Source organism: Flavobacterium maritimum, from assembly GCF_040049085.1.
Taxonomy (GTDB): Bacteria; Bacteroidota; Bacteroidia; order Flavobacteriales; family Flavobacteriaceae; genus Flavobacterium; species Flavobacterium maritimum.
Window position 1 is genome coordinate 435,079 of the sequence record NZ_JBDLZY010000004.1, and the last position, 17,149, is coordinate 452,227.

The window sequence follows — 17,149 nt, forward strand, 5'->3', positions numbered from 1 at the left end:
GTTATGAAAGAATGGTTACAATTTTTCTAGAGGTCAATTTTTAAAGTACTTAATTGATGAAGATTTTCAATTGTTACATAATTGTTATTCTTAATGGAGAAAAAATAATATAAAAAAAAATCACTCCTGAGTTAGGAGTGATTCTTATTATTTATCAAATAGTTTATCTGATATTATTTTTCAGCTACGATTTCGTAAGGTAATTCTACGATAACATCTCTGTGTAAACGAACGCTGGCAGAATATTTACCAGTACGTTTAACGATTCCGCTAGTGATGAATTTTCTTTCGATTTCTTGACCTCCTTTTGCTAAAGCTTCTGCGATATCAATATTCGTGATTGAACCGAATAATTTTTCACCACCCGCTTTTGCGAAGATTTTAATTTCGATAGCTTTTAAAGTTTCAGCCAATGCTTTAGCATCGTTTACTACTTTAGCTTCTTTGTGAGCTCTTTGTTTTAGGTTTTCAGCCAATACTTTCTTTGCAGAAGAAGTAGCTAAATGAGCAAATCCTTGTGGAATTAAAAAGTTACGACCATAACCGTTTTTCACAGTTACTACATCATCTTTAAATCCTAAATTCTGAACGTCTTTTCTTAAAATAAGTTCCATGTTGTTGTCCTTTATTTGAGAAGTTAGGTTTCATGTTTCAGAAAACCAACAACTGTTAATTTTTAATTATTTTAATAAATCGGCCACGTATGGCATTAAAGCTAAATGACGTGCTCTTTTCACAGCTACAGACACTTTTCTTTGGTATTTCAATGAAGTACCTGTTAAACGACGAGGAAGAATTTTCCCTTGTTCATTAACAAATTTCAATAAGAAATCAGCATCTTTATAATCGATATATTTGATACCTGATTTTTTGAAACGACAATACTTTTTAGTTTTGTTTGTTTCTATGTTCAAAGGCGTAAGATATCTGATATCTCCGTCTTTTTTTCCTGAAGCAGATTGTTGTAATGTTGCCATGATAATTAAGCTTTTTGAGATTTAAGTTTTGCTCTTCTTCTTTCAGCCCAAGAAATAGCATGTTTGTCAAGACTTACAGTTAAGAAACGCATAACTCTTTCGTCACGTCTAAATTCAGTTTCAAAAGCGATAAGAACTTCTCCTGATACTTTGAATTCGAACAAGTGGTAAAATCCACTTTTTTTGTTTTGAATTTCGTAAGCCATTTTTTTAAGGCCCCAATCTTCTTTCGATACCATTTCTGCTCCTCTGCTAGTAAGAAAATCTTCAAATTTGCTTACTGTTTCCTTCACCTGAACTTCAGATAAAACGGGATTTAAAATGAAAACAGTTTCATAATGATTCATAAATATGTATTTATTTGTTAAATTGGCTGCAAAAGTAATTCTTTTTTTTGATTTAGCAAGCGCTTTTTTACTTTATTCGTTGTAATGCAAAAATATCCAGTTAAACATTGGTATTTATGAAAATTTAATAGTAAGTTTACATATCCAAATCATAAAAATAGATAATTATGAAACTAAATTGTGTTGTTGTAGATGATAGCTCCATACAAAGGATGATCATTGCAAAATTAGTGAATAATCATCCTAATTTACATTTAATAGGCGATTTTTCTAATGCAATTGAAGCTCGAAGTTGTATGTCTATTCATAATGTTGATTTAATATTTCTGGATATAGAAATGCCTGTTATAAGTGGTTTTGATTTTTTAGATGGTTTAAAAGTAAAACCTCAGATTATTTTTATCACCTCCAAAGCGGAATACGCTATGAAGGCCTTCGATTATGATGCGACAGACTATCTTCAAAAACCAATTGCTGTGGATCGTTTTAATGCTTCTGTAAAAAGAGCCATTGACATGCATCTACTTAAAAGAGAGAACAAAGAAGATGAAGGAGAACATATTTTCATTAAAAGCAATCTGAAAAAATTAAAAATTTTTACGGCTAAAATAAAATGGATTGAAGCTTTTGGGGATTATGTTAGAGTCGTTACCGAAGAAGACAGTAACTTGGTTCTTTCAACCATGAAATCTTTTGAAAATGATTTATCGAAGGATAAATTTATCAGAGTTCACAAATCATACATTATTAATATAGATAAGGTAGAACGTTTCAATAGTAAATATGCTGAAATAGGAGTTACAAAAATTCCATTGAGCAGAAACAAAAAAGAAGATTTAGTAAAAGCACTTTCTTTTGCTTAAGGAAGCAATTGTTTTAGTAAAAATCTACATTGATCGTAACTTTTATAGCTCTATATAAAGATACAGCCTCAAAACTATTCAATATTTTTTGAATAGTTTTTTTTGTGCTTCCTATTGAAGTATTTTGAGGTATCTTGATCATTATTGTTCTAATGTACTCATTTCTTATTCTACTGATACCTGGTTCCTCAGGACCTAATACCGGCATATTTAGATTTTGACTCAATACCTGATACAACCACATGGAACCCTCCTTTAGTTTATCAAAGTCACGTTGTTTCAATGTAAGTTTTATGATTCTGAAATAGGGAGGATATTTATATATTTTTCGATCATACAACTGTTCCTTATACATTCCGGCATAATCATTATTAGTGACTTGCTGAATCGTATTATGATTAGGATTATAAGTCTGAATAACTACTTTTCCCTGTTTTTCTGATCTACCTGAACGCCCCGCTACCTGGGTCATCATTTGAAAACTTCTTTCGAATGCCCGAAAATCAGGATGGTATAACATATTATCTGCATTCATAATACCTACCAAACTCACATTGTCAAAATCCAAACCTTTGGCAAGCATTTGTGTACCAACCAAAATATCAATCTCTCTATTCTTGAAACTATCTATAATTTTTTCAAAACCAAATTTACCACGGGTAGTATCCTGATCCATTCTTCCTGTTTTTGCATTTGGGAAAATAGAGATCAATTCCTGTTCAATCTGTTCAGTACCAAATCCTTTTGTTGTTAAATCAACACTGGAGCATGAATGACAATGCGTCGGTTTTGCCATGGTATAACCACAGTAATGACAACGCAGTTGATTTTTATGTTTGTGAAACGTTAAACTCACGTCACATTGCTGACATTGTGGTACATGACCACAAGTTATGCATTCTATTATAGGAGAATACCCTCTTCTGTTTTGAAATAAAATTATTTGTTCGCCAAAAGACAAAGCTGTAGTGATCTCATCAATCAGCGTATCACTAAAATGACCCGTCATTTTTTTACGGAAATATTTATCCTTTAAATCGACCAATTCAATGTCTGGCATGCGTACATTTCCAAAGCGTGCCGACAGTTCAATCAAACCGTATTTTCCTGATTGGGCATTGAAATAGGTTTCTATACTTGGTGTAGCTGAACCCAAAAGCACTTTTGCTTTATGTGAATGAGACAAAACAATTGCCGCATCTCGAGCATGGTATCGTGGTGCAGGATCAACCTGCTTAAATGTTTGCTCATGTTCTTCGTCAACAATAATAAAACCCAAATTATGAAAAGGCAAAAACAAGGCAGACCTTGCCCCTATCACTACCTGAGCTTTAGGAGAATGTCCTAACACTTGATTCCATACTTCGACACGCTCATTGTTATTGTATTTCGAATGAAAAACAGCTACTTTATTTCCGAAATAAGCCCTTAACCTTCCCACTAATTGGGTAGTCAAAGCAATCTCCGGTAATAAATACAAGACTTGTTTTCCTGTGGCAATATATTCTTCAATAAGCTTGATATAGATTTCTGTTTTTCCACTTGATGTAACGCCGTGCAACAGGCAAACTTCTTTTTGAGTGAAATTATTTTTAATTTCGTCAAAAGCGTTTTGTTGTGCCGAACTTAATTGCAGTTGTTCCTCTTGTGCTTTCCCCGCAAAATTCACGCGGTCTTCCTGAAGAAAATATTCTTCAAATATTTCTTTTTCGATTAAGGCTTTTACAATTGCAGCAGAAGAATTAGACGCTTCAACCAATTTTTTTACCGTGATGGGTTTAGCTACGCTCAGTTCGGATTTACTTCGGGTCTTTTCAGACGCGCTGAGTTGAAAATAATTCATGACTATTTCCCTTTGTTTAGCAGCGTTTTTTAAAGCTTCCAATAATTCTCCTAAACCGGAATCTGAATTGTACTTAGGATGCAAGCGCACATAACGAACAAACTTTGGTTTGTAACTTTCCTGGATTTCTTCCTGCAGTACTAATATATTTTTATCAATCAATTTTTGAATAACTGGAAATATATTTTTCTTATTTAGAATTGCGATTATATCTTGCACTTTTAAAGAACTTTGCTGTTGCAAAGCTTCATAAACCAAAAATTCCTCATCAGAAAGTTGAGTTTCATCAACAAATACATCTTGTTTTTGGGAAATTAAGGTTTCGCTTTCCAATAATAATGCGCTCGGCATTGCTCCTCGATAGACATCTCCTATTGCGCACATATAATAAGAAGCAATCCATTCCCAATGAGCAATTTGAATTTCGGTGACAATTGGTTTTTCATCAAGAATCTGATGAATTTCCTTTGCCTCATAAAGATTAGGTTTGTTTTGATGAATTTCAATCGTCAGCGCTGTATACATTTTACTTTTGCCGAAAGGCACAACCACACGCATTCCTTTTTTGATATAATGGAATTCAGCTTCTGAAACCTGATAAGTAAAGGTTTTGGCCAGAGAGAGCGGTAAAATTACTTCGACAAAATACATTATTGGCTTTTAGGTGTTTAATAACAGGTCTAACATAAATACTAATTCTTTACTCTGTACCAATATTGTGTTCTTCCAAGTAATGATATACCATAAAAGCCACGGACTTTAAGTTTATCCTTCGATTCTAATGTGATTGTACACTTATAGAGATTTCCATTTTTAGGATCTAAAATTTTACCGTCGCTATATTCATTCCCATCTTTTGTTAATCCTTTAATAATAATCATACCTAAAATAGGTTTATTTTTATCCTCACCTGAACAATTAGTGCAAAGCTTTTTTTTATTTTCTTCTTCCAGAATTTCAATTACTTTTCCGTAAATTTTTCCTGATTTCTCATAAATTTCTATAATTGATTTTGGTTTGCCTGTTTCATCATCAATAGTTTTCCATTTTCCTAAAACAGTTAGGTTTTGAGCGTAAAAAAACGTTGAAAATAAAATGGCAGCAATCGATAAAATATATTTTTTCATGTTTATGTTTTTGAAACCTTCTGCGGACAGCTTTAGGTAAAGTTAATTTACTATGCACGCATAGAACATACAAATATAAAAGGTGAAAGCTAAAAATCCCTATAATTGGTGTTTATTTTTCTTTTTTAATTTGTTAATCGAAGCATTCAACTCGAATCCGAGCAACAAAATCATACAGTTTATCCAAATGTAAAACATCATAATCAACAAAGTTCCTATAGAACCATAAAGTTCATTGTATTTCGAAAATTTTATTACCCATATTCCAAAAAAATAGGATGAAATAACTATCAGTACGGTTGTAAAAATAGATCCTGTACTTATAAACGGTGGTTTATGGGATTGTTTGGTACCAAATCGCAACAGAATAGAAGATGTTACTAAAATCATAAGAATTACAAATGCATATCTTCCTAAAATAATTAGCGGAATACGATCACTTAGTACATCCTGAATAACAGTTATTTGAATAAAAACCTCGAAAACCACAATTATAGCGACGGTTACCAGTAATAGAAAAGAAAGAACTAATGACATTCCTAAAGCTACTAAATACTGGTGAAGGAATCCCCTTTTAATCAATACATGTTTTGATGATTCAAAACCACCAAGAATCCCTGATAAACCATTTGCCATCAAAAAAATAGATAAAATAAAACCTGACGAAAGCAAGCCGGTCTGACTATTATTCAGAATATCATTGATGATTTTATAAATTGCGTCATAGGTATTAGGAGGAACGCCTTCCTTAACAAATTCAAGAAAATCGTTTTGAAAACCTTCAATAGGAATGTAGGGAATCAAATTCAATATAAAAAGTGCAAAAGGAAACAAGGCCATAAAAAAACTAAACGCAACTGCACTGGCGTGGTATGAAAAAGCTCCTTCAATAATTCCCAGAACATATAATTCCAGTAAATCATAAAATGACATTCCTTCTAACCTCGCTAGTTTTATTTTTTTTAAACCACGGACAAGAGGTCGTACAATTGGAATTTTTTCGAGTTTAGCTTCAATTTCTACAGACATAAACTATATCGCTTTTAGGCTCAAATCCATATTAGACACAGAATGAGTTAAGGCACCAGATGATATATAATTAACGCCACATTCAGCATAATGACGAATCGTAGTTTCATTTATATTTCCAGAGGATTCTGTTTGACATTGGTTTCCAATCAAAGCCACTGCTTTTCGCGTATCCTCATAATTGAAATTGTCTATCAGAATTCTGTAAACCCCTTCGCTATCAAGTATTTCTTTGATTTCATCGAGGTTCCTGGCTTCAACAATAATTTTTAAATCCAGATTGTTTTCTTTAAGATATGCTTTAGTTTTGGCTATAGCCAACGTAATACCACCAGCAAAATCATTGTGGTTATCCTTAAGCATAATCATGTCATAAAGGGCAAAACGATGGTTTTCTCCCCCTCCTATTTTCACTGCCCATTTTTCGGCGGCACGAAAACCAGGTGTAGTTTTACGGGTATCTAGAATTTTGGTATTAGTACCTTCCAAAAGATCAACATATTCTTTAGTTTTAGTAGCAATGGCAGACATCCGTTGCATCGAATTCAGCACCACACGCTCAGATTTCAGAATGGATTGAGAACTTCCCGAGACATGAAAAACAACATCTCCTTTTTTTACTGCTGTTCCATCTTCAATAAATGTTTCTATTTGCAGGTTTGAATCCACATATCCGAAAATCATTTTAGCCAAAGCCACACCGGCAATAATTCCGTCTTCTTTTACCAGGAGCTTTGCTTTTCCGGTGGCTGTCGAAGGAATACAGGCTAACGAACTATAATCGCCAGGACCTACATCTTCGCGTATTGCATTAGAAATCAGGATTTGTAACTCATTCTTAAACTGGGCTTCACTAATCATTTTTTTGGTACTTTATGAAATGCTAAAGTAGGATATATTTTGCGAATTCTAAAATTTGTTAGCTTGCTTCTTTTTAAAAAACAAGAGAACAAATTGGGTACGGTTATTCAGAACTTTTAAAACGAAATGCTTCTGTATAACAAGTAACGGAAATGAAGTATTACGGAAAGATAAAACACATTAAAGGTATTTAATTAGATTTTTAAGAGAAAATTATTGGTGTATTTCTACTAGGAAATATTTAGTATTTATTAATCTATTACAAAAATTAAAAAATAATTTAAGTGTATTATTTAAAATCCTACATTTGAATTTCATACTAAAAAAACGTTTATGAGATCTTTTTTAAGCCTACTTTTTGTATCAGCAGTCCTATTCACTTCTTGTAAAAAAGAAACTGAAGCTGAAAAAAGCAACGTAACTAAAAACGTGGTTCCTTTTACTCAGATAAATCAGACTACTCAAACTGCTCCTGCCCCGGTTCAAAATCAATCTGTGATGTCGCCGCAGGTGCAACAAGATCCCAATATTGTAAATCAAAATATTGCTTTAGCGGCTTCGGCTCCTGTTGCGCCAGGAATGAATCCGGTGCATGGTAAACCAGGTCATCGATGTGATATTCCTGTAGGTGCGCCATTAAATTCTCCTTTAAAAACTGTACAAAGTGTACCGCAACAAAGCAAACCGATTACGACTGTTAGTCCTAGTCCAAATGTAAATCAGACTCCGGCACTTTTAGCGGCTCCTACTCCTGAAGGAATGAACCCTCCGCATGGACAAACAGGACACCGTTGTGATGTTGCCGTTGGTGCACCTTTACCGAAAGAATAAGTATTTTTAAAGTATAAAAAATAAAAGGGCAACATTTCAATTATTGAATGTTGCCCTTTTTGGTTTACTTCTCTTGCTAGTTCAAGAAGCGAAATTGGTAAGTGGTTAGTTGTGTGATTGTCTAGCTACTTCACCGTGGTAAAGAATATCTAATCCTACGGTTTGGTCCTCTTCGTTGATGCGAACTGGAATAAACGTATTGATGATTTTAAATAAGAAAACTGTAAAAACAAAGGCATAAGTAGTGGCAAAAAGGATTGCAGCACATTCTTTGAAAAGTAACCATCCATCACCGCCGTAAAACAGTCCATTAGGAATTGCTTCATTAATAGAGCTATTAGCAAAAAAACCCAAACAAATAGTTCCAATTATGCCTCCCATTCCGTGAACACCCCATACATCAAGCGCATCATCCCAACCTTTGTGCTCTTTAAATTTAACAGCTGCAAAACAACCAAAAGCGGCAATAATTCCAATAAGAGCAGCTGAGTAAATATCTACATATCCGGCAGCAGGCGTAATTGTAGCCAAACCTGCTACAGCTCCGGTCATTAATCCAATAAAAGTTGGTTTCTTTTTACCGGTATTCCATTCAATTAACAGCCAGGTAACAGCTGCAAAGGAAGCGGCAGTGTCTGTATTTAAGAAAGAGGAAACGGTAATAGAATTTACTGCCAATTCGCTTCCTGCGTTAAATCCGTACCAACCAAACCAGAGTAAAGCTGTTCCTATGGCTACCAAAGGAATGTTGTTTGGTTCATGCTTGTTTTGTCTTTTACCTACAAAATATACTGATGCCAAGGCCGCAAATCCGGCTGTTGCATGCACCGTAATTCCTCCTGCAAAGTCAAACACACCCCATTCAGCTAATATTCCTCCTCCCCAAACCATATGAACAAATGGATAGTACACTAATATCTGCCATAGAATAAGGAAAACCACATAGGACTTAAAAGAAACTCTGTTAATGAAAGCTCCTGTAATCAAAGCCGGAGTAATAATAGCAAACATCATTTGGTATGCTATAAAAATATATTCAGGAAAACGTTTATCTGGTGAATACAAAGTAGAAGGTGTAATTCCGTGATAAAAAGCTTTATCAAAATTACCTATTATTCCAAAAAAATCAGTTCCGGCTTCCATGTTTCCACTAAAACAAACTGAATAACCGAAAGCAAACCAAAGCACAGTTCCAATTCCCATAGAAACAAAACTTTGCATCATTATGCTCAAAATATTTTTATTACATCCCAATCCTCCGTAAAAAAAAGCAAGTCCGGGTGTCATCAGCATCACTAAACTAGTGGCAAGAATCATAAAGGTGGTTAATCCTACATCTAACATAATATATTTTTTTATTTTTTCGCAAAACTATACAAATCCTCCAATATTTTTTTCTCGATTTTTATCAATATTGTGATTTTTATAAAAAACAGGAGGGTTCTGAATTTTATTTTATATAAGATAAGATAGATACCCCCTAAAAATTAGTGGCATGTATCAAAAATACATGAACAGCAAAAAAGCAGAAGAACCGAATTTTTATAAGTCTTTCAAATCCTTTATATTTACCAAAATTTACTCTTTTTTTGTTTAAAAACCTTTTAAATTATACTTGTTCTGACAAAATTCACTACTATGAAATTCTTTTATACGCTCACTTTTTTTACTTTTATTCATCTTGGTTTTTCACAATCTGCAAATTCTTATTTTGAAAAAATCAGAAACAATGAAGTGGCTTTAACAGCATTCTTTTCGCAAATGCCAAAAGGAGGCGATTTGCACCATCACTATTCCGGATCAGTATATGCAGAACCGATTTTGCAATATGCCATACTTGAAAATTTCTATTTGAATACAGAAACCATGATGGTTGCCAGAGAAAAACCATTTAATGGGAATTGGGAACAATTTTCAACCTTAAGAAGCAAAGGACAATTGGAGGAATTCAAACAAAAAATTATACATAAATGGTCAGTGAAAGATTATAATAATGTAGATTATCCTTCCGATAAATTGTTTTTTGAAGCTTTCGAGAAGTTCATGCTCGCTTCAGACGAAATGTTCAAATCGGGTTTATTAGAGCTTAAAAACCGGGCTGTAAAAGAAAATTTAAGTTACATAGAAACGCAATTATCAACCATTCCTGCAGCAGTAAATATGGAGGAGTTGACCAAATTAGATCCCCAATTACGCACTATGGCAGCGGAGAAAGACGAAAAAGCCATCATGGAACTTTTGGATAAGGTTTATAAAGAGTTGATGAAGAAGAATGTTGGAATTTACGCTAAAGATTTCAATACTAATTTTGTTGGAAAATTACATTCCGATTTAAAGATTGACGATGATCGTTTTACCATGCGGTACCAGAATTTTGTATTACGGTTTATGGAACCGACAGAATTATTCAAGAATTTAGTTGTAGCATTTATTTCAGCCGATACAAGTCCGCTAATGGCCGGTGTTAATATTGTTTCTCCAGAAGATGGTGAAACATCAATGAAAGATTATTGGCTTCATATGATGATGTTTAAGTATTGCCATTCCCGTTTTCCAGATGTAAAATACACTTTGCATGCGGGAGAACTTACTTTGGGATTGGTACAGCCTGAAGATCTGACTTGGCACATTAGTTCGGCTGTTTATGATGCAGGAGCCAATCGTATTGGTCATGGCGTTGATATGGCATACGAAGAGAAACCCTATGAATTGTTGCGTTACATGAAAAAAAACAAAATTGCGATTGAAATCAATTTGGTTAGTAATGAATTTATTTTAAAAGTAAAGGAAAATCGTCATCCAGTAACTTTATATAAGGAATTTGGTGTTCCAATAGTTATCAGTACTGATGATGCAGGGATTTTGAGAACCAATATGACCGAACAATATGTGTTATTAGCCAAAAGATACAAAGATATTTCCTATTCGGATATCAAGCAATTTGTATACAACAGTATTAATTATAGTTTCATAAAAGAGGAATCCGTAAAGAAGGAACTGCTTAAAAATTTAGATAAAAGATTTAAAACATTTGAAGCTAATTTTGAAACCAAATAATTAAGGATCACTTTATTTTTGGCTTTTTCTATCTTTGTACTTTTGAAATATTACACAAATGAATATTAAACTCATCGCTATTGGCAAAACCGATAACAAAACATTGCAATCTTTAATAGACGATTACACCAAGCGTTTGTCTTTTTATATCAAATTTGAATTGGACATTATTCCCGATATCAAAAATGTAAAAAACCTATCCGAAAGTCAACAAAAAGAAAAAGAAGGGGAATTGATTTTGGCAAAAATAAGCCCGACCGACCAACTTGTTTTATTGGACGAAAACGGAAAAAACTTCTCCAGCGTTGGATTTTCAGAAGAATTACAAAAGAAAATGAATTCGGGTATTAAAACTTTGGTTTTTGTGATTGGTGGCCCTTATGGTTTTTCGGAAACAGTCTATGCAAAAGCACAAGGAAAAATTTCACTTTCGCTGATGACCTTCTCCCACCAAATGGTTCGTTTGTTTTTTATTGAGCAATTGTATCGCGGTTTCACTATTTTGAGAAACGAACCCTATCATCATCAGTAATTTTCAGCTTTTTGCAATTTATATTTTTTAATAAAAATTATATTTTGAATTTATTTTTTACTGATAATATGGTGTTTTTTAACTTCGCTCAAAAAACCCTAATAATTATTTTTTTTATTAACAATTTGGAAATAAGTATTTTAACTTAATTTTATTCCTGATTAAAGATTAAAACTTCTAACTTTATCATACACAATTGCAGATGTTTTGCAATAAACCGTTCATTAAATATTTGTGTTGCAAAAAATCACTTGCTTTCTAATCGCATTTGATTTATTTCTTTAACCTTTAAAATATTTTGTTATGAAACGTTCAATTAAGTTTTTAGTTATTTTTGCCATTTTATCAGCGTTTATTTCATGTAATAATGATGATAATAATGATCCTACTCCGTCGCACATTATAGTTACTTTTAATGCTGATTTAGATGGTCCAAGCGAAGTTCCTCCTAATACTACGACAGACGCTTATGGAACTGCTGTTCTTAAATTTGATAAAACCACAAAAATATTCACATTAAGAGTTATATATACAGGTTTAACTGTCACAGAGGCTCATGTTCATAAAGGAGCTGTAGGAGTTGATGGGGGAATTGTCTTTCCTATCACAGATTTAAGCTCTCCAATGGACTATACAAGCCCTCCTTTAAATGCAAGCCAAGAAGCTGATCTATTAGCCAATCTCTATTATGTTAACTTGCATAGTGCTGCATCCCCAGGAGGAGAAATAAGAGGGCAACTTATCACTACAAATCCAGGTGGTTCCGGTGGCGGTGGCGGAGGCGGTGGAACCTATTAGCTAATAATTCTGGCGCTAAAAAAAAAGGCTTTCTTTTACGGGGAAGCCTTTTTTTTATTTAGTAAACAAATTCTTGATTGATAATAACCGGTGTTAGTTCAGATTTTCTAAAATTCAAACTTCTAATAAAAATTTTATTTTGGATGTAACTTCCATACTTCAAGTTTTTATCAAAACAAAATATCGTTTTACTCTTTTTATCAATTACTAATGCACTGAGATAGTTTGCTAATTCTTCTCTTTTAACCGCTACATTATCCACTGAAATATCATTATTCTTGTCAAAAAATACAATAAGCCCAGATTTTGGTTTTTCTAATTTATAATACACTTCCGTGAAAGGAATAAAAGCTAAGTTTTTCCCAATACTATCTGCGTACGAATAATAATTCTGCGCTGCTTCGTTCTTATGTGCTTTTTCTCCGCGTTTTTTTTCTTGTAATTTCATCACTTCCGGAATTACCAATCGTAAAGGCAAACGTTTGTCAATATTCAAAATCCAATTGGTTGAAATGATACTGTTTTTTCTGTTTACCTCGGCCAATGTATCTTTGTCTTTAGTCCTGAAAAAAATATAGATAGGTGAATGATCCTGAATGTCTTTTACGATAGTCACATTTGACTTTGGTAATAATATCTCTTCTTTATTTTCGCAAGAAACAAAGATGAACAAAACCAATAGGCTTAAATATTTCATTTATTGACTGATTTTATTGAATAATGTAACGCATTCCATGGCTTGTTTCACATCGTGGACACGCAATATTTTTGCACCTTTAGTTAATGCTAAAGTATTTAAAACTGTAGTTCCGTTTAAAGCTTCTTCAGCATTGCTGCTCAGGGTTTTATAAATCATTGACTTTCTGGAAATCCCTATCAGCATGGGTAACTCTAAAGTTTCAAATAATTCCAATTTTTGAAAAACTTCAAAATTTTGTTGTAATGTTTTGGCAAAACCAAAACCGGGATCAATAATTAAATCGTTAATTCCCAAACGTCTTGCAGCGGCAACTCGCTCCGAAAAATAAAACAACATTTCTTTTACAATATCATTATAATCAGTAAGCGTTTGCATAGTTTGCGGTGTTCCTCTCATATGCATCATAATATAAGGGACTTTGTATTTTGCTATTATCTCCAACATGTTTTCATCTAAAAGCCCGGCAGCGATATCGTTTATAATTGCTGCTCCATTTTCGATACAAGCCTTAGCAACTTCACTTCTAAAAGTATCTATTGAAAGAATGGTTTCCGGAAAATGTTTTAGAATTAAATTCACAACGGGAACAATTCTTTCAATTTCTTCCTGCTCAGAAACAAACTCCGCACTGGGTTTACTGGAGTAAGCGCCAATATCTACAAATGTCGCTCCATCTGTAATCATTTTTTCTACCCTTGTAAGTATTTCACTTTCGTTTTTATACTTTCCTCCGTCAAAAAATGAGTTGGGAGTAATGTTTAATATTCCCATTACCGTAGGAGTGGTTAAATCTATTAGTTTGCCTTTACAATTTATAGTCATTCTTTTTGGGTTTTAAAACTTGAGCATTCAAAAATCGATAATCTTCAATCTTCATTCTTTTATCATTCTTCAATCAAAAAATTATCCTTATTTTTGAAAAAATTTGAATACAAATATACACCAATAATGAAGAATACTTCACAAGAATACGATTCTGTAATTGCAATTTGTCGCTCTTTATTTATCAACAAAATGAAAGATTATGGTAGTGCTTGGCGCATACTCCGTTTGCCTTCCCTTACCGATCAGATTTTTATAAAAGCACAAAGAATAAGAAGTTTACAGGAAAACGAAATCCGCAAAATAGACGAAGACGAAACTGGTGAATTCATTGGAATTATCAACTATTCTATCATGGCATTAATCCAATTGGAGTTAGGTGTTGTGGACCAGCCTGATTTAAACGTCGAAGAAGCGACTCAATTATATGATTCAAAAATAAAACTGACCAAAGAGTTGATGGAAGCCAAAAATCATGATTATGGTGAGGCGTGGCGTGATATGCGCGTAAGTTCTTTGACTGATTTGATTCTTCAAAAATTGCTTCGTGTTAAACAAATTGAAGACAATAAAGGAAAAACCTTAGTTTCAGAAGGAATTGATGCTAATTATCAGGATATGATTAATTATGCGGTTTTTGCCTTGATTTTAATGACCAAAAAATAAAATTCAAATAACTTCCTAAATCTATGATTAATCTAAGAAATCTAATTACCCAATTTTCTCGCATCTTCGTTGGTATTTTATTTATAATATCCGGTTTAATTAAGTTAAATGACCCTGTCGGCTTCTCTTATAAATTAGCAGAATATTTTAGTGAACCTGTCTTCAATCTGCCTTTTTTCGTACCATTTTCATTAGCTATAGCCTTGTTCATCGTTATTTTTGAAGTGGTTTTAGGGATAATGTTGCTCATTGGTTACAAAACAAAATTTACGGTTTGGAGTCTGTTGCTTTTAATCGTCATGTTTACTTTCTTAACCTTTTATTCTGCCTACTTTGATGTGGTAAAAGATTGTGGTTGTTTTGGAGACGCTTTAAAACTGACACCTTGGCAATCCTTCACTAAAGATGTTGTATTGTTGTTTTTTATTCTGATTTTATTTCGAAATAAAAAGTTAATCAAACCATTATTTAGAAATAGTGTTCAAAACATTGTCATTTACGCCAGTTTCGCCTTGTGTTCTTTCATGGGTTTCTGGGTTTTAAATCATCTGCCAATCATAGATTTCAGACCTTTTAAAGTTGGAAACAACATTCAAAAAGGAATGAGAATTCCTGATAACGCTCCAAAATCAGTGGTTGAAATGATTTTTATCTACAAAGTTAACGGTGTTGATAAGGAATTTACTGAAAAGCAATTAATGTCACTTCCTGCGGGAGCCACTTTTGTTGATAGAAAAGATAAAATAATCACTGAAGGTTACATCCCTCCTATCCATGATTTCACGATGGAGAAAGATGGTTCTGATTACAAAGACGAATTTTTAAATGAGCCTAAATTAGTTGTATTTGTTGCTTATGATTTGACGACTTCTGATAAAAATGGCTTATCAAAATTGGAAAAATTAAAACAGACCGCTACATCGAAAGGTTATAAAGTGATTGGAATGACTGCATCTACTCCAGAGCAAATCGCCAAAACAAAAAAAGAATTTGGTTATACGTTTGATTTTTATTTTTGTGATGCCATTGCTTTAAAAACTATTGAAAGAGCTAATCCAAGTATTGTAATTCTTGAAAAGGGAACGATCAAACAGAAGGTACATCACAACGACAGTAATGACCTGAAACTGTAAATAAATTAAGGTCATGCCTTTTAGGTGCTATTTTTTGGTTTTTTATTAACTATAACGATATTGCTTGGTATTTTTGAGAATCTGGTTTCAAAATTCATAAATCTACCTACCACTTTTCATATCTTTGATTAACTTTGTAAAAATAAAATTAAATGAAAAAATTACTAATCTTATTCATTGCTCTCATTACCTTTTCTTGCTCTAACGCACAAAAATCTGCCTTTTCAAAAGAAGCTTTAGCAGAGACATTATTAGCTGCTGACGGAAATCAAATAGCCTTTCAAGATATTATAAAAAAACATGAAGGAAAAACTGTTGTAATAGAAGTTTGGGCTTCCTGGTGTGGTGATTGCGTAAAGGCAATGCCCAAATTAAAAGAATTACAGGCGAACAATCCAGATGTGGCCTATATATTTATTTCTATGGATAAAACCGTTGATAAATGGAAAAGCGGAATTGAAAAACACCAATTAAAAGGAGATCAGTTTATGGCAAATGACCAAATGAAAGGTGTTTTTGCGAAAGCGATTGATTTAGACTGGATTCCAAGATATATCATTTTGGATAAAACTGGAAAAATTGTTTTGTATCGTGCTATAGAAACTGATTTTGACAAAATAAATGAGACATTAAAAAGCTTAAAATAAAAACTAAAATTTAATATAAACACAACTAAGATGAGAAAGAAGATTGTTGCAGGAAACTGGAAAATGCATAAAAACGCAGAGCAAACTGAAGATTTATTGAACGAATTGATAGAAAAAATACCAACTGACAGTAACGCACAAATAATCGTTGCGCCAACATTTGTTAACTTGGCTTCTGCAGTTGACCATTTAGAATTTACAAATATTGATGTTGCTGCGCAAAACGTACATCAAGCAGAAAGTGGAGCCTTTACAGGTGAGATCTCAGCTGATATGTTAAAAAGCGTTGGTGTAAATACAGTAATTCTTGGACATTCAGAGCGTAGAGCTATTTTTCATGAAACAGATGCTTTAATCGCCAGCAAAGTTGATACTGCTCTTGAGCATGACATGACTGTTATTTTTTGCTTTGGTGAAGAATTAAAAGACAGACAATCTGGAAATCATTTTAACGTAGTTGAAAACCAATTGAAAGATGGTTTATTCCATATCGATGCTAAAGACTGGGAAAACATTGTTTTAGCATACGAGCCTGTTTGGGCAATCGGAACAGGTGAAACTGCTTCTCCGGAACAAGCGCAGGAAATGCATGAATTCATTAGAGAAACTGTTCGTAAAGCTTACGGAAGTGATATCGCTGATGATGTTTCAATTCTTTATGGAGGAAGTGTAAAACCAGATAATGCAAAAGAAATTTTCTCTAAACCAGATGTAGACGGTGGTCTTATTGGTGGAGCAGCATTAAAAGCAGATGATTTTGTAGCAATTGTGAACGCTATCTAAAAAATAAAATACTTTTTTATAATTTAAAATCCTGTGTAACAACAGGATTTTTTATTTGCGACTATGCAAATTATGGAATTGAATAATTTTGCAATTCACTTGAAATTTTTGGATAAATGACTGAAATTTGCAG

General features: G+C 33.1%; 19 protein-coding genes. 9 read left to right on the forward strand and 10 right to left on the reverse strand.

The annotated features are described in order from the left end of the window. Window positions 1-173 precede the first annotated feature (173 nt). From rplI to rpsF, 3 genes are all read right to left on the reverse strand, one after another. A complete protein-coding gene (gene rplI / locus ABEB23_RS11245; protein ID WP_348812694.1) occupies window positions 174-614 on the reverse strand; it encodes a 50S ribosomal protein L9 in 441 nt (146 codons plus the stop codon). Window positions 615-680: 66 nt separating this feature from the next. Next, complete coding sequence (rpsR, locus tag ABEB23_RS11250; protein ID WP_007138295.1) at window positions 681-977, reverse strand: 30S ribosomal protein S18; 297 nt, start codon at window positions 975-977, stop codon at window positions 681-683. A 5-nt stretch (window positions 978-982) separates the two neighbouring features. Continuing rightward, window positions 983-1,324: a 30S ribosomal protein S6 gene (rpsF, locus tag ABEB23_RS11255; RefSeq protein ID WP_077370382.1), complete on the reverse strand. Its 342-nt coding sequence runs from the start codon at window positions 1,322-1,324 to the stop codon at window positions 983-985. A 167-nt stretch (window positions 1,325-1,491) separates the two neighbouring features. Between rpsF and ABEB23_RS11260 the strand changes: the two genes are divergently transcribed. After that, window positions 1,492-2,187 carry a LytR/AlgR family response regulator transcription factor gene (locus ABEB23_RS11260; protein WP_348812695.1) on the forward strand — a complete coding sequence of 232 codons (696 nt, stop codon included), beginning with the start codon at window positions 1,492-1,494 and terminating at the stop codon, window positions 2,185-2,187. 13 nt (window positions 2,188-2,200) lie between these two features. Here the strand turns inward: ABEB23_RS11260 and priA are convergent, their stop codons facing one another. The 4 genes from priA to nadC all read right to left on the reverse strand — a co-directional run bounded on the left by priA (window position 2,201) and on the right by nadC (window position 7,047). Then, window positions 2,201-4,681: a replication restart helicase PriA gene (gene priA / locus ABEB23_RS11265; protein ID WP_348812696.1), complete on the reverse strand. Its 2,481-nt coding sequence runs from the start codon at window positions 4,679-4,681 to the stop codon at window positions 2,201-2,203. 41 nt (window positions 4,682-4,722) lie between these two features. Continuing rightward, window positions 4,723-5,157, reverse strand: coding sequence for a DUF2147 domain-containing protein (locus ABEB23_RS11270; RefSeq protein ID WP_348812697.1), 435 nt, complete (start codon window positions 5,155-5,157; stop codon window positions 4,723-4,725). 99 nt (window positions 5,158-5,256) lie between these two features. Then, a complete protein-coding gene (locus ABEB23_RS11275; protein ID WP_348812698.1) occupies window positions 5,257-6,186 on the reverse strand; it encodes a YihY/virulence factor BrkB family protein in 930 nt (309 codons plus the stop codon). A gap of 3 nt (window positions 6,187-6,189) precedes the next feature. Beyond that, on the reverse strand, window positions 6,190-7,047 hold the full coding sequence (gene nadC, locus ABEB23_RS11280; protein ID WP_348812699.1) for a carboxylating nicotinate-nucleotide diphosphorylase: 858 nt from the start codon (window positions 7,045-7,047) through the stop codon (window positions 6,190-6,192). Between the two features lie 333 nt (window positions 7,048-7,380). Here nadC and ABEB23_RS11285 point away from each other — a divergent pair, with 333 nt between their 5' ends. Beyond that, entirely contained in the window at window positions 7,381-7,878 is a 498-nt protein-coding gene (locus ABEB23_RS11285; protein ID WP_348812700.1) for a hypothetical protein, read from the forward strand. A gap of 105 nt (window positions 7,879-7,983) precedes the next feature. Here the strand turns inward: ABEB23_RS11285 and ABEB23_RS11290 are convergent, their stop codons facing one another. Continuing rightward, window positions 7,984-9,222 carry an ammonium transporter gene (locus tag ABEB23_RS11290; protein WP_348812701.1) on the reverse strand — a complete coding sequence of 413 codons (1,239 nt, stop codon included), beginning with the start codon at window positions 9,220-9,222 and terminating at the stop codon, window positions 7,984-7,986. A gap of 294 nt (window positions 9,223-9,516) precedes the next feature. Between ABEB23_RS11290 and ABEB23_RS11295 the strand changes: the two genes are divergently transcribed. The 3 genes from ABEB23_RS11295 (at window position 9,517) to ABEB23_RS11305 (ending at window position 12,265) form a co-directional block, all read left to right on the forward strand. After that, window positions 9,517-10,935 carry an adenosine deaminase gene (locus ABEB23_RS11295; protein WP_348812702.1) on the forward strand — a complete coding sequence of 473 codons (1,419 nt, stop codon included), beginning with the start codon at window positions 9,517-9,519 and terminating at the stop codon, window positions 10,933-10,935. A 58-nt stretch (window positions 10,936-10,993) separates the two neighbouring features. Next, a complete protein-coding gene (gene rlmH / locus ABEB23_RS11300) occupies window positions 10,994-11,467 on the forward strand; it encodes a 23S rRNA (pseudouridine(1915)-N(3))-methyltransferase RlmH (protein ID WP_348812703.1) in 474 nt (157 codons plus the stop codon). Between the two features lie 303 nt (window positions 11,468-11,770). After that, window positions 11,771-12,265, forward strand: a complete 495-nt coding sequence (locus tag ABEB23_RS11305) for a CHRD domain-containing protein (protein WP_348812704.1) — start codon at window positions 11,771-11,773, stop codon at window positions 12,263-12,265. A gap of 58 nt (window positions 12,266-12,323) precedes the next feature. Here the strand turns inward: ABEB23_RS11305 and ABEB23_RS11310 are convergent, their stop codons facing one another. Then, entirely contained in the window at window positions 12,324-12,962 is a 639-nt protein-coding gene (locus ABEB23_RS11310) for a hypothetical protein (RefSeq protein ID WP_348812705.1), read from the reverse strand. Next, complete coding sequence (gene folP, locus ABEB23_RS11315) at window positions 12,963-13,787, reverse strand: dihydropteroate synthase (protein ID WP_348812706.1); 825 nt, start codon at window positions 13,785-13,787, stop codon at window positions 12,963-12,965. 126 nt (window positions 13,788-13,913) lie between these two features. Here folP and ABEB23_RS11320 point away from each other — a divergent pair, with 126 nt between their 5' ends. From ABEB23_RS11320 to tpiA, 4 genes are all read left to right on the forward strand, one after another. Next, entirely contained in the window at window positions 13,914-14,453 is a 540-nt protein-coding gene (locus tag ABEB23_RS11320) for a DUF1599 domain-containing protein (RefSeq protein WP_348812707.1), read from the forward strand. Between the two features lie 23 nt (window positions 14,454-14,476). Then, window positions 14,477-15,586, forward strand: a complete 1,110-nt coding sequence (locus ABEB23_RS11325) for a BT_3928 family protein (RefSeq protein WP_348812708.1) — start codon at window positions 14,477-14,479, stop codon at window positions 15,584-15,586. A gap of 152 nt (window positions 15,587-15,738) precedes the next feature. Then, on the forward strand, window positions 15,739-16,233 hold the full coding sequence (locus ABEB23_RS11330; protein ID WP_348812709.1) for a TlpA family protein disulfide reductase: 495 nt from the start codon (window positions 15,739-15,741) through the stop codon (window positions 16,231-16,233). A 30-nt stretch (window positions 16,234-16,263) separates the two neighbouring features. Continuing rightward, window positions 16,264-17,016, forward strand: coding sequence for a triose-phosphate isomerase (gene tpiA / locus ABEB23_RS11335; RefSeq protein WP_348812710.1), 753 nt, complete (start codon window positions 16,264-16,266; stop codon window positions 17,014-17,016). Window positions 17,017-17,149 lie beyond the last annotated feature (133 nt).

Excerpts from the sequence above, each read along its gene's own strand:
- rpsR (WP_007138295.1), bottom strand. The coding sequence starts at position 977 with ATGGCAACATTACAACAATCTGCTTCAGGAAAAAAAGACGGAGATATC.
- ABEB23_RS11275 (WP_348812698.1), bottom strand. The coding sequence starts at position 6,186 with ATGTCTGTAGAAATTGAAGCTAAACTCGAAAAAATTCCAATTGTACGA.
- ABEB23_RS11260 (WP_348812695.1), top strand. The coding sequence starts at position 1,492 with ATGAAACTAAATTGTGTTGTTGTAGATGATAGCTCCATACAAAGGATG.
- ABEB23_RS11320 (WP_348812707.1), top strand. The coding sequence starts at position 13,914 with ATGAAGAATACTTCACAAGAATACGATTCTGTAATTGCAATTTGTCGC.
- ABEB23_RS11310 (WP_348812705.1), bottom strand. The coding sequence starts at position 12,962 with ATGAAATATTTAAGCCTATTGGTTTTGTTCATCTTTGTTTCTTGCGAA.
- ABEB23_RS11325 (WP_348812708.1), top strand. The coding sequence starts at position 14,477 with ATGATTAATCTAAGAAATCTAATTACCCAATTTTCTCGCATCTTCGTT.
- rlmH (WP_348812703.1), top strand. The coding sequence starts at position 10,994 with ATGAATATTAAACTCATCGCTATTGGCAAAACCGATAACAAAACATTG.
- priA (WP_348812696.1), bottom strand. The coding sequence starts at position 4,681 with ATGTATTTTGTCGAAGTAATTTTACCGCTCTCTCTGGCCAAAACCTTT.
- ABEB23_RS11330 (WP_348812709.1), top strand. The coding sequence starts at position 15,739 with ATGAAAAAATTACTAATCTTATTCATTGCTCTCATTACCTTTTCTTGC.
- rpsF (WP_077370382.1), bottom strand. The coding sequence starts at position 1,324 with ATGAATCATTATGAAACTGTTTTCATTTTAAATCCCGTTTTATCTGAA.
- ABEB23_RS11285 (WP_348812700.1), top strand. The coding sequence starts at position 7,381 with ATGAGATCTTTTTTAAGCCTACTTTTTGTATCAGCAGTCCTATTCACT.
- rplI (WP_348812694.1), bottom strand. The coding sequence starts at position 614 with ATGGAACTTATTTTAAGAAAAGACGTTCAGAATTTAGGATTTAAAGAT.
- ABEB23_RS11270 (WP_348812697.1), bottom strand. The coding sequence starts at position 5,157 with ATGAAAAAATATATTTTATCGATTGCTGCCATTTTATTTTCAACGTTT.
- folP (WP_348812706.1), bottom strand. The coding sequence starts at position 13,787 with ATGACTATAAATTGTAAAGGCAAACTAATAGATTTAACCACTCCTACG.
- ABEB23_RS11305 (WP_348812704.1), top strand. The coding sequence starts at position 11,771 with ATGAAACGTTCAATTAAGTTTTTAGTTATTTTTGCCATTTTATCAGCG.
- ABEB23_RS11290 (WP_348812701.1), bottom strand. The coding sequence starts at position 9,222 with ATGTTAGATGTAGGATTAACCACCTTTATGATTCTTGCCACTAGTTTA.
- tpiA (WP_348812710.1), top strand. The coding sequence starts at position 16,264 with ATGAGAAAGAAGATTGTTGCAGGAAACTGGAAAATGCATAAAAACGCA.
- ABEB23_RS11295 (WP_348812702.1), top strand. The coding sequence starts at position 9,517 with ATGAAATTCTTTTATACGCTCACTTTTTTTACTTTTATTCATCTTGGT.
- nadC (WP_348812699.1), bottom strand. The coding sequence starts at position 7,047 with ATGATTAGTGAAGCCCAGTTTAAGAATGAGTTACAAATCCTGATTTCT.